Here is an 11,757-nt window from a genome sequence, read left to right as displayed (position 1 = left end):
GCAATTCTATTTCACATGCACACATATTTAATAACAAGTCTTACGATTAGTCTCAGCGTACAAGCTTGTACTACCCTATTTTCATAACCCGTCTAAAATTCAATCACAAATCGCATTCCCAATTCACTTGGCGTAAATTGAAAGTTAAGATTGGCATCAGTTAAAATATTTTTCACTACATATAACCCCAGTCCTGTTCCACCATCTTTTTTATTGCGGCTAAAATCCGGACGGTAAAATGCGTCAAAGATATGATTTAACTCATATTCCGAAAGTGGCTGACACTCATTTTCAATCACTAAATGTTCTTTTGTAATAACGATGTCAATGCGTTTACCATGCTCAGTATAATGAATGGCATTCGAGATAAGATTGGATAGTACTTTCTTTAAGGACTCTTTATTCATTTCATAATGAATAGTGTCATCTAGTTTCATCTTAATATGAAGATTTTTGGCTTTTGCTAACACATTATAGGATTTCAATACTTCAAGTAGCACCGAACGAATATCCAAGTTTTCTTCATGCCCTTTCGTCACCATTTGCAATTTACTGACATCTAAGATGCTTTGCACCATTTCCGTCGACTCAATCACAATATCCTGTGCTTTTTCTAAATATAAATCTCGGTCTTTGTATTTACCAATGTTATAACGCATATTTTCCAACAAGACACGCAATGAAGTTAAAGGCGTCTTCAGCTCATGGGACGCAGCACGTAAAAATTCAACCTTTTCTTTTTCCACTTGACTAATATCAGCAATTTTTTGCTCGAGTGATTCAATCGTCTTCCAAATAGTGTCATATAGAGCATTAATATTTTCGGCAATCATGCCAATTTCATCTTCGCTTTCGACCTTGCAGTAGACACCTTGTTTCAATTGTTCCATATCTTTAGTCGATGTCAAAATCGCTTTAATCGGCTTCGTCATTTTTTTACTATATAAATAAGCTGCAAAAAGCGAAAGAATGACACTAATACTAATCGAGTACGGCAGAAAATTCAATGTCACTTGCTTTGTTTCATCAATCGGACCCGTACTTAAAATTAAGTAAAGGTCACCTTCTTGACCGTCTTTATTTTTAAAATGCTTCTTATCCACAACAATTGCACGGTTACCCAGTGAATTTAATTGAGCAATTGACGTATCACGATTTAATACTTCTTTTGCTCTAACTGGATCCAGTTGAATCTCTGACGGAGTAAAGCCATGAAATTGATAATTCTGTTCTTCAATCGTTAAGACAATATTCACATTGTAAATCAGTGCATAATTTTTAGCGATTTCTAAGATTTCTTCTTGGTTCGCCTCTTCTAAAATCTCAACTAATTGAGCAGAGCGTTGCTTTCCGTCTTCCTGTTTTTGATAAAAATAAAAGTTGGGCAATAGGAAATAGATTAAACCATGAATTGTAATTGTAATCAGCGTCATAATGACCATTGTATATAGGAATATTTTCGGAAATAACTTTAGTTTTCTCATACGTCACCTTCATACTTATAACCTACATTTTTTACGGTTTTAATGCAGTCTAGGTGCAATTTTTTACGTAAATTTTTGATATAAACATCAATTACTCTATCATACGGTGTTTCATCGAACCATAATTTATCTAGTATTTGATCACGAGAAAATACTTGCCCTGGATGATCAATCAATAAATTTAATATTTTAATTTCTTTAGGTTTAATGTCAACTTCAACACCTTGGTAAGTAGCACTAAAACCGGATAGATTCACTTTTGCATCACCATATACCCATTCTTCCTTATTGGATTGGGGCTGACTTCTTCTCATCAAGGCTTCCACTCGTTTTTCTAAAATAGCTAATGAGAAAGGCTTACTCATGTAGTCATCTGCTTGATAGTCGAAACTCATAATCTGTGTTTTATCATCCGTCATTGCTGTCAACATCAGTACACATGTTTGTTTTTGAGCTCTTATCGCTTTTAGCACACCGAAACCGTCGACTTTTGGCAACATAATGTCTAAAATCACGACATCAAAATGTTGTGCTTCAAATGTCGCAATAGCCGTTTCACCGTCAGCCACCGATATCACGTCGTACCCTTTCACCTTTAAAAATTCAGTCGCCGCTTCACGTGTAATGTCATCATCTTCAACGAGTAATAATTTTCCTTTCATTTAAATGCTCCTTTTCATCCCCTCTACTCCTCTATTTTATTATAACGTGATTTTGGGAAATAATCTGCATTTTGGCGGAGAATTTATTTAATAATGAAAAAAAGCCAGAACTGCAATAATCTGATAAATACTGATTAAACAGTTTTTATCAGATTAGTTGCAGCCTCGGCAAGTTACCTAAAACAATTGCTTCAAATTGCTTTATCTCGTTTTTCTAATTGGATCAGCTCTATCTATTCAACTTCCAATAGCCTGTTTTATTGGAACCCTCTCTCTCAATATATCCATTCTCTTTTAAAAATTTAATGTGTTTCTCTACCGCTGATTTCGAGACACCTAAAATATTTGCCAATTGAAGTTGAGTAACCTTAGGATTCTTTCTAAGTTCTTTCAAAACTTGTTTATGTCTTGGCTCTAAGGTAGCTTTATTGCTAACTTTTTTCACAACTGTTTCTTCCTTTTTATTAATCCAATGAAAAGGAATATTAACGGCAATTGAATTTTCTCTAAAATCAAATACATCTTTTCCATAGACATCAAGAATTTTCGGAACTCCTCTCCCAGAGCGCTCACTAATATGAAGTTGTAAAAATATATCTGATAATTTTTGGTTTACAGGTATTGACTCCCCTAAATAAAATCCTTCTATTGTCTGCTTCGAATCCAGCGTCCCTCTTGATAGTATTTCAATTCGATTATTGTAAACAGTAATCATAGGTGCATTCCCGTCCACCCATTTATTATGAACAAAAGCATTAATGATTGCTTCTCTAAATGCGCTTGTGTCAAAGAGAGAGACATCTTTTCTTGTTAAAACTCGATTACTTTCATCAGCTTGAATAATATTGATAACATCCGCATATTCCAGCACTTTATCTAAAGTCAAAAGAATACACGTATTACCAAATTCCTTTACCGAGTATAAAGATGCTGCTTTCGTCTCACCATTAAAAATTGATACTCTTACTGATATGTGACTATCATCCGATAATAATTGAGCCATTAAATTGTATTTACCGTCTTTAGTGAGTAATCCCAGATTTTTCTTAAAGGTATCTGCCTTTAACAAAATCCCTCTTCCAGCATAATAAGTAAATAATCTTTCAAATGTTAAATCTTGATACTCCGACTCAATCGTTTCAATTGTTTGTTCAACATTTCTTAAAACTTCAAATAAGTTCGCTTCTCTTTCTGGATATTTTACAAGGTTCACTTTACTCGAACCTATTCGGATATATCTAATACCGCCAAATGAAGTCGGAATATTTTTTTGCTTTTGGAATTTCTAATAAAACCAGCCTTTTTTCTTCATAGCAAATTTCATGAAAAGAAAAGGCAATATCTGGAGTTGTTTGCCTAGCAAGATAATGCTCCAATGGCTCATTTTTTACATTTCCTCTAAAGTCAAATGTTGTACCAACAACTTCATGTGTTTCATCATTAATCCCCCAAATAAGATATGCAAATTCTTTTTTACACATGGCTGCTGAATTAGATAATGCAGAAATATACTCACCAATACCATTAGGTTCAGACCAATTCATCTTAAATTCAAACCATTCTTCTTCGACATTTTTATTGATAATTTCATTAATTATTTTTAGATACTTCTCCATAATTTTCCCTTTACTTTATCTCTTACTTTATCTCTTACTTTATCTCTTACTTTATCTCTTACTTTATCTCTTACTTTATCTCTTACTTTATCTCTTATATTTCCACCTGATATACATATAATATATCATATTATCTCAATGAATTTCAGCAAAAAATCACGCTAAAACATTGAATGAATCCAGTTTTAACGTGATTTCTTATTTTATCTCTTACTTTATCCCTTACTTTATCTCTTACTTTATCTCTTACTTTATCTCTTATATTTCCACCTGATATACATATAATATATCATATTCTCTCAATGAATTTCAGCTTAATTCCCCCACTAGAAGTTGTGGTGCCATTAATATCCATGAACTATAAAAATAAATATTCCCTATGTGTTTAATAATTAATTCAACGATTGTTTCAAACAATATTTTCATCTCATTTATACAAAAAAAGACACCCTATCGTTAGAATGTCTTAATGAAAAAATTAGATAAGTTATATAGACGTTCAGTAACCTCGTCATCTCAGGTACCCTGTTACAGGTGCGATAGGAACTATTCTACCCTTATAAGTAACTTTCTATTCTTTTATTATACCGTTAATTATTATGGTGGAGCTCCCAGGTACACATTACGGGTGCATTAGTTGCCTTTTCTGACCTCATTGAATTGCTATAGTTTATCAATCATTATGTTCTTTTTTATTTCTTTCGTTATCATTTCTAGTAAACAATCCTACAATTCCCAGAGCTGTAACTCCAGATAAAATAGAACCTGCCAATGTCTTATCTGTTGCTATAAGATAAGCACCGATTAACGTCATTACCAGAGCTAACACAAACCCCATGGTCTGCCCACGTTTAAACTCAATGTGCTTCTTGTTTAAATAATCCTTTTCCATTTCACGTCTATGTTCAGATTCTTTAATTCCGTTATCAATGATTTTCTTAGCAGAATCCGGATACAGCATAACATACTCTTTTAAAATATTAGGATGCGGTAAATCCCCATGATAAACTTCTAACCTTTGAAACACTACTTCCTGTTGTTCAAAAGGTAACCTTTCAATTTCTTCAACAACTGATTCAACATTCGAAATTTCATTACTTTTATTTTTCTGCTGTAACTCTTCTATCAATTTTAGAAAACTCTTTCTTTATTTCTTTAGTTGAATTTCTGTAGTCCGCACGAACACTCCCTAACGAAATATCTGTTAAAGAATAGCTACTTGCTATTTTCAAGGTAGGAAAATTCAAACTTTTAAATCCGTCCCAAAAAACATCACGCATCCGACGTTTTAATCTAGCTTCCATACTCCCCCTCCTTTTTGTCATTAATTTCTAGCTTACACTATAATTATAAATAAAAAAAGGAGGAAATAAAGAGTTTTGATATATTTTCATATTACATTCATCCTAAATCCAAATTCTATAAACAAACTCGCATCATCTTCCACAATACAGAAGACAATGCGAGCCTTTGTCACGATTTTTCGAAACAAAAAGTATTACAACCTATTTCGATTTCACATATACGATACCATTAGCTTTCGGACCATTGTATTTACCGGCAAAACCAATTAAAGCAATAATAGTAATGACATACGGTGCGATTTGTAAGAAAATACTTGGAATCTCTTTAATCCCTGGTAATTGTGCTCCGATAACAGCTAAACTTTGTGCAAAACCAAAGAACATAGCTGCTAATAAAGCACCGATTGGGTGCCAGCGACCAAAGATAACCGCTGCTAGCGAGATAAATCCTTGTCCAACAATCGTATTACCTGCAAAGTTCGATACGATTGACTGTGCGTAAACTGCTCCACCAATACCGGCGAAGAAACCTGATAATAAAACACCTGTATATTTCCAACGATATACATCTAATCCTAATGTATCAGCTGCTTGTGGATTTTCACCTACTGAACGTAAGCGTAAGCCAAAACGTGTCTTATAAAGCACTACCCATACTAAAATAGCTGCTAAGACGGCAACATAAGCCGGTGCTGATGTTGCTTTAAAGAAAATCGTACCAATCACTGGAATATTCGCCAACACAGGAAAATTAAATTTACCAAATGTATATTTAACACTTGGTGTTTGTCCGGCATTGTAAAATGCTTTCGTCAAGAAAATCGCTAAGGCCGGTGCAATTAAGTTCAATACCGTTCCGGATACAATGTGGTCGGCACGTAAATGAACCGTTGCAACTGCGTGCAAGATTGAAAAGACTAGACCAAATAGTCCTCCTAACATTAAACAAATCCATGGTGTCATTGAACCAAATGTATCGCCTAATACTAAGTTACTCACAATGGAACCGAAAGCTCCCATGACCATAATACCCTCTAGTCCAACATTGACAACCCCACTACGTTCTGAGAAAATGCCACCCAATGCAGTAAAAATCAGTGGCGCTGAATAAAATAGTGTTTGGTAAACAATTAATGCTAATAATTTTTCCATTATTCATTGCCTCCTTTGGCTTGTTCCACTTTTACCATTAAGGCAGCTGCTTGTCTACGTTCTTTCATTTCAAAGAAATAAGTGACAATGTATTTAATTCCTACAAAGAAGATAATTAAACCAATGACAATGTTAATTAATTCTGGTGGCGTACCTGCTAACTGCATGAAGTTACCACCTGTTTTTAAGCTACCAAATAATACAGAGGCAACTAAAATACCAATTGGGCTATTCATACCCAATAATGCCACTGCCATACCGTCAAATCCGATGGCTGGAGCAACACCGTCCATTTTGAATAAGTAACCAAATTCACCCAATCCATTCATTGCACCACCTAATCCAGCCAATGCTCCTGAAATAACCATTGCTAAAATAATATTACGTTTCGCATTCATTCCAGCATATTGTGACGCAAAACGGTTCATACCAACTGATTTCAATTCAAAACCGACAGTTGTGCGTGTCATCAAGAAATGAATAATGATAACAGCAACAATCGCATAGAAGATACCAGTATGAATTTGAGAGCCATTCGTTAAGTTTTTCAACCATTCTGCTTTTAAACTCGCTTGTTCTGGTGCCATTAAACGACTTGTATCCAATACTGAATATAAGAAATCATCACTGACTTTCACTGCGATATAGTTTAACATAATCGTCACGATTACTTCACTCGCATTAAAATAAGCACGCAATACACCGGCAACGGCAGCCCAAAGTGCCCCACCTACTGCAGCTGCAATCAGAGCAACTGGAATGATTACAATACTCGGTGCATTTGGCAACCAACTCGCTACTAATACGCCACATAACCAACCGATTAAGGCTTGACCGGCTAATCCGACATTGAAAAAGCCAGCTGTTGATGCAACTGAAAAACCTAGCCCAGTAAAAATAAGGGGTGTAGCCGTCTTAATAGCAGTACCAAAAGATTTAATATCGCCCAGCGACCCTTTGTAAAGTGAACTATAAGCGTTAATTGGATCATAACCAAAAATTATCATTACAATCGCACCGATTAAAAGCCCTAAAATTACTGATAAGACAGGAATAAGAATCGTTTGTAATTTTTTCATGAGTTCACTCCTCTCTCTTGTCGTTGTCGTAATACTTCTTCATAAGATGTTCCTGCCATCATCAAACCAATTTCTTGTTCATTCGTTTCAGACGCCAGTACATCTGCCATAATCTTTCCGTCATACATGACTATAATTCGGTCTGATACATTTAAAATTTCTTCCAATTCAAAACTCATCAATAGAACCGATTTGTTTTTATCACGCTCAGCAATCAAGGCTTTGTGAATGTATTCAATCGCTCCAACATCTAATCCACGTGTTGGGTTTGCAGCAATTAAAAAGTCCGGATTTAAACTTAATTCACGTGCGATAATCGCTTTTTGTTGGTTACCACCGGATAAAGCACTCGCCGGTGATTTTTCAGATGTTGTACGCACATCGTAACGCTCAATCAACGTTTTTGCATGAGTACCAATTGCATTGAAATCTAAGAACAATCCTTTTGAATATGGCTCACGATAATATTCTTTTAAGACCATATTGTCTTCTAGTTTCATATCTAGTACTAAACCATACTTATGTCTATCTTCTGGAATATGTCCTACAAATTTTTCATTGATTTCACGTGGAGTTAAGCCAAGTATTTCTTCGCCATTGAGTTTGACTGAACCTGATTTTGCATTAGCTAATCCTGTTATCGCTAAAATTAATTCCGATTGCCCATTTCCGTCAATCCCAGCAATTCCTAAAATTTCCCCATGACGCACTTGGAAACTTAATTGTTTGACAACTTCAACGCCTCGTTCATCTTCAACAATTAAATCCGCAACTTCTAGTGCCACATCTGTCGGTTGAGCCGGTGATTTATCCGTTTTAAAATTAACTGAACGGCCAACCATCATATCTGCCAATTCACTCGAACTTGTACCAGCCACTACCACTGTATCAATCGACTCGCCACGACGAATGACTGTACAACGATCAGCCACTGCTCGTATTTCATCTAATTTATGCGTAATGATAATAATAGATTTGCCTTCTGACGCTAAATGTTTTAATGTCACAATAAACTCTTGAATTTCTTGTGGTGTTAATACGGCAGTTGGCTCGTCAAAAATTAAAATATCAGCCCCACGATACAAGGTTTTCAAAATTTCCACACGTTGCTGCATACCGACTGTAATATCACGTACTTTCGCATCTGGGTCAATATCCAAACCATATTGTTTCGATACTTTTAAAATAGACTCACGAGCACCTGAACGGTTTAATAATAGACCATTCGTCATCTCGTTACCGAGCATAATGTTTTCAGCAACGGTAAAATCATCAATTAACATAAAATGTTGATGTACCATACCAATACCTAATGCCGTTGCCTTTGTCGGCGATGAAATTTCGACTTTCTCACCATTCATATAAATATCACCAGCAGTTGGTTGATACAACCCCGATAAAATATTCATTAAAGTCGACTTGCCCGCACCATTTTCCCCTAACAGTGCATGAATTTCACCTTTTAACAATTGTAAATTAATGTTTTTATTGGCAAAAAAAGTACCGAATTGCTTTGAAATATTACGCATTTCAATCACAGGAACTTGATTCACTGTCATGGTCATCCCCCACTTTCTTTTTATTTTACGCTCTATTCATATTGTTGAATGAATAATTAAATAATGGCAAAAATCAGATAAATAAAGCGTTTTTCTTATTTATATTATACTAAAAATTTTTAAAAAAAGTAGAGCAGAAGTGCATTTTCTGCTCTACTCTACTAAATTTTATAAAAAATTATGGTTTTTCTGGTACTTCGATTTCGCCCTTGATGATTTTTTCTTTAAATTCAGCAACTGCTGCTTTTACATCATCTGTTAATTGACCGTCAGATAAACCAACACCGTTATCTTCTAAACCGAATGTTGTCACACCTGCTTTAAAGTTACCTGCTTTAGCATCTTCTGATACTTTCTTAACGGCTGCACCTACACCTTTTAATGTAGAAGTTAATGTTAAGTGACGTTCTTTGCCTTCTACTTCAACAATACCTTCAGCATCTTGGTCACGGTCAACACCAACTACCCAAATCTCACGAGTTGGATCGTTTTTCACGATGTCTTTAGCTTCAGTGAAGACTCCTTCACCTACACCACCAGCTGCATGGAATACAACATCAATATCATTTGCATACATTGCTGATGCTAATTGTTTACCTTTAGCAGCATCTGAGAAACTGTCTGCATATTGAACTTCTACTTTGATATCTGGGTTAACTGCTTTAACACCAGCTACGAAACCAGCTTCAAAACGGTCGATAACTTCACCTTTAATACCACCGATGAAACCAATTTTATTTGTTTTAGTTGTTTTAGCAGCTGCTACCCCTGCTAAGAATGATGCTTCGTGATCTTTAAATCCGATTGACGCAACGTTTGGTAAATCAACCATAGAGTCTACAATTGCAAAATGACGTTCAGGGTTTGCTTCAGCTACTTGTTGAATTGCTTCTGCTAATTTGTAACCAATACCGAATGTCACATCAAAGTTACCTGCAACTGCTAATTCTAAGTTTGTAACATAATCAGAATCACTTGCAGATTGTAAGTAGTGGTATCCTTTTCCTTTTTCTAAGCCATTTTCTTCACCGAAAGCTGTTAATCCTTCCCAAGCACCTTGGTTAAATGATTTATCATCTACACCACCAGTGTCGGTAACCATAACAACTGAAAAATCCTCTTCTGCTTGAGCCAATACTGGCACTGCTACTGAACCTAATACTAACGCTGTTGACGCTAAACTTACAAACTTTTTCATTGTATTCCTCCAAAAAGTTATTTGGTTAGTTTGATTTATCAAAATTCCCCAACCCAACCTTATTATAATCTACTCAAAATTAAAATGCAAGCATATAAAGTTTGAGAAAACGGTTAAAAACGAATGATTTTCCATATTGTTTCGTTATCGTTCATGAATTTTGAGATGTAATCAAAGTACATTTCTATTTTATTTTAGTCTTGTCATTTCGCTAATTCTTTAAATGCTTCTATATGCCAAGATAAAATAGATACCGCACTATCATCAACTTGGTCTTGGTCAGCCACTAGTATTTTCTCATGCTCTACTTTATTATCTTCACTTAAATCATCTGCTTTAGCCATAATTTTAGTATTATCTTCTTTATTGATTTTCATCTATTATCCCCCCAGTGTTTACAAAAAACACCCTATCCACTACGGACAAGGTGCTACACTCTTTTATTTCGCGGCTAATTCAACAATTTTCACAATCACTTCAGTTGCTTTCACCATTGATTCAACGGCAACAAATTCATAACGTCCATGCATATTTTCGCCACCAGCAAAAATATTTGGTGTTGGAATACCCATAAAACTAATTTTAGATCCGTCAGTACCACCACGAATTGGTTTAATATCGACTGGAATATCCAATAATTCCATTGCTGCTTTCGCTAAATCAACTGAACGCATATCTTTTTCAATGACTTCTGCCATATTGTAATATTGGTCAAATAATTCTGGTTCAATCACTTCATACGGATACAAAGCATTCACTTCTTTAACTGCTTGCATAGCAAATGCTTTACGTGCCTCAAAATCAGTACGGTCAAAATCACGGATAATTAATGATACATACGCTTCATCAACTGAACCATTGATTTCATTAACATGGTAAAAGCCCTCACGACCATCTGTAAATTCAGGTGCTTCTTTTTCTGGTAATTTTGAAATAAATTGATTCGCAACTGTAATCGCATTAATCATTTTCCCTTTTGCAGTTCCTGGGTGAATATTTTTACCTGTAATACGCAAATTCAAGCACGCCGCATTAAAACTTTCGTATTCTAATTCCCCAACTGGTCCACCGTCCATTGTATAGGCAAAGTCTGTCGCAAAACCTTCAACATCAAAATGGTCAGCTCCACGTCCTACTTCTTCATCTGGACCAAAGGCAACTTTTACTTCACCATGCTTAATTTCAGGGTGTGCAATTAAATATTCCATTGCCGTCATAATTTCAGCAATTCCTGACTTGTCATCAGCACCTAATAAAGTTGTACCGTCTGTTGTAATTAAAGTTTGTCCTTTATATTGAGTTAAATTAGGAAAATCAGCTGTTGTCATCACAATATTTTGCTCAGCATTCAACACAATATCACCACCGTCATAATTTTCAATGATTTGTGGTTGTACATTCTCTGAATTAAAATCAGCCGTATCAACATGTGCAATAAATCCCATGCTTGGTACATCAGCGTCAGTATTAGCAGGCAATGTCGCCGTTACAAACGCATTTACAGGATTTAAGACAACATCTTGCATTCCTAATTCCTTTAATTCGTCAACTAATAAATTCAATAAATCAAATTGGATTGCTGTTGACGGAATAGCTTTATTATTGACGTCAGAACGTGTGTTAATTTTCGCATAGCGAATTAAACGGTCTCTTGTTTGGTTAAATAAATTTGGCATAATTTTATCTCCTTTTTATTATTATAT

12 protein-coding genes are annotated in these 11,757 nt (G+C 35.1%); all 12 read right to left on the bottom strand.

The window, feature by feature from the left end; genetic code table 11:
- Window positions 1-92: 92 nt before the first annotated feature.
- Window positions 93-1,484: a HAMP domain-containing histidine kinase gene (locus tag JDW14_03685; GenBank protein QQD66214.1), complete on the bottom strand. Its 1,392-nt coding sequence runs from the start codon at window positions 1,482-1,484 to the stop codon at window positions 93-95.
- The gene (locus JDW14_03680) at window positions 1,481-2,146 is read right to left on the bottom strand and encodes a response regulator transcription factor (GenBank protein ID QQD66213.1); all 666 of its coding nucleotides are present in this window, start codon (window positions 2,144-2,146) and stop codon (window positions 1,481-1,483) included. The genes JDW14_03685 and JDW14_03680 overlap by 4 nt, the downstream gene beginning before the upstream one ends.
- Window positions 2,147-2,375: 229 nt before the next feature.
- A complete protein-coding gene (locus tag JDW14_03675) occupies window positions 2,376-3,359 on the bottom strand; it encodes a winged helix-turn-helix transcriptional regulator (GenBank protein QQD66212.1) in 984 nt (327 codons plus the stop codon).
- A gap of 25 nt (window positions 3,360-3,384) precedes the next feature.
- Window positions 3,385-3,762 carry an ATP-binding protein gene (locus tag JDW14_03670; GenBank protein ID QQD66211.1) on the bottom strand — a complete coding sequence of 126 codons (378 nt, stop codon included), beginning with the start codon at window positions 3,760-3,762 and terminating at the stop codon, window positions 3,385-3,387.
- A gap of 673 nt (window positions 3,763-4,435) precedes the next feature.
- A complete protein-coding gene (locus JDW14_03665; GenBank protein QQD66488.1) occupies window positions 4,436-4,888 on the bottom strand; it encodes a DUF2335 domain-containing protein in 453 nt (150 codons plus the stop codon).
- A complete protein-coding gene (locus tag JDW14_03660) occupies window positions 4,863-5,066 on the bottom strand; it encodes a hypothetical protein (protein QQD66210.1) in 204 nt (67 codons plus the stop codon). The genes JDW14_03665 and JDW14_03660 overlap by 26 nt, the downstream gene beginning before the upstream one ends.
- 201 nt (window positions 5,067-5,267) lie before the next feature.
- Window positions 5,268-6,218: an ABC transporter permease gene (locus tag JDW14_03655; protein QQD66209.1), complete on the bottom strand. Its 951-nt coding sequence runs from the start codon at window positions 6,216-6,218 to the stop codon at window positions 5,268-5,270.
- A complete protein-coding gene (locus tag JDW14_03650; protein ID QQD66208.1) occupies window positions 6,218-7,297 on the bottom strand; it encodes an ABC transporter permease in 1,080 nt (359 codons plus the stop codon). The genes JDW14_03655 and JDW14_03650 overlap by 1 nt, the downstream gene beginning before the upstream one ends.
- Window positions 7,294-8,856 carry an ABC transporter ATP-binding protein gene (locus JDW14_03645; protein ID QQD66207.1) on the bottom strand — a complete coding sequence of 521 codons (1,563 nt, stop codon included), beginning with the start codon at window positions 8,854-8,856 and terminating at the stop codon, window positions 7,294-7,296. The genes JDW14_03650 and JDW14_03645 overlap by 4 nt, the downstream gene beginning before the upstream one ends.
- 178 nt (window positions 8,857-9,034) lie before the next feature.
- A complete protein-coding gene (locus tag JDW14_03640; GenBank protein QQD66206.1) occupies window positions 9,035-10,054 on the bottom strand; it encodes a BMP family protein in 1,020 nt (339 codons plus the stop codon).
- Between the two features lie 203 nt (window positions 10,055-10,257).
- Window positions 10,258-10,431, bottom strand: coding sequence for a hypothetical protein (locus JDW14_03635; GenBank protein QQD66205.1), 174 nt, complete (start codon window positions 10,429-10,431; stop codon window positions 10,258-10,260).
- Between the two features lie 63 nt (window positions 10,432-10,494).
- A complete protein-coding gene (gene pepT, locus JDW14_03630; protein ID QQD66204.1) occupies window positions 10,495-11,730 on the bottom strand; it encodes a peptidase T in 1,236 nt (411 codons plus the stop codon).
- Window positions 11,731-11,757 lie beyond the last annotated feature (27 nt).

Source organism: Aerococcaceae bacterium zg-252 (genome assembly GCA_016237705.1).
GTDB classification, from domain to species: Bacteria; Bacillota; Bacilli; order Lactobacillales; family Aerococcaceae; genus Globicatella; species Globicatella yangjingiae.
Note: the sequence above shows the minus strand (reverse complement) of the source record. Positions and strands in the feature narration are given on the sequence as shown.

What these genes read in the sequence shown, in the direction of transcription:
- JDW14_03680 (QQD66213.1), bottom strand. Translation starts at nt 2,146, where the DNA reads ATGAAAGGAAAATTATTACTCGTTGAAGATGATGACATTACACGTGAA.
- JDW14_03685 (QQD66214.1), bottom strand. Translation starts at nt 1,484, where the DNA reads ATGAGAAAACTAAAGTTATTTCCGAAAATATTCCTATATACAATGGTC.
- JDW14_03670 (QQD66211.1), bottom strand. Translation starts at nt 3,762, where the DNA reads ATGGAGAAGTATCTAAAAATAATTAATGAAATTATCAATAAAAATGTC.
- JDW14_03645 (QQD66207.1), bottom strand. Translation starts at nt 8,856, where the DNA reads ATGACAGTGAATCAAGTTCCTGTGATTGAAATGCGTAATATTTCAAAG.
- JDW14_03640 (QQD66206.1), bottom strand. Translation starts at nt 10,054, where the DNA reads ATGAAAAAGTTTGTAAGTTTAGCGTCAACAGCGTTAGTATTAGGTTCA.
- JDW14_03650 (QQD66208.1), bottom strand. Translation starts at nt 7,297, where the DNA reads ATGAAAAAATTACAAACGATTCTTATTCCTGTCTTATCAGTAATTTTA.
- pepT (QQD66204.1), bottom strand. Translation starts at nt 11,730, where the DNA reads ATGCCAAATTTATTTAACCAAACAAGAGACCGTTTAATTCGCTATGCG.
- JDW14_03660 (QQD66210.1), bottom strand. Translation starts at nt 5,066, where the DNA reads ATGGAAGCTAGATTAAAACGTCGGATGCGTGATGTTTTTTGGGACGGA.
- JDW14_03635 (QQD66205.1), bottom strand. Translation starts at nt 10,431, where the DNA reads ATGAAAATCAATAAAGAAGATAATACTAAAATTATGGCTAAAGCAGAT.
- JDW14_03655 (QQD66209.1), bottom strand. Translation starts at nt 6,218, where the DNA reads ATGGAAAAATTATTAGCATTAATTGTTTACCAAACACTATTTTATTCA.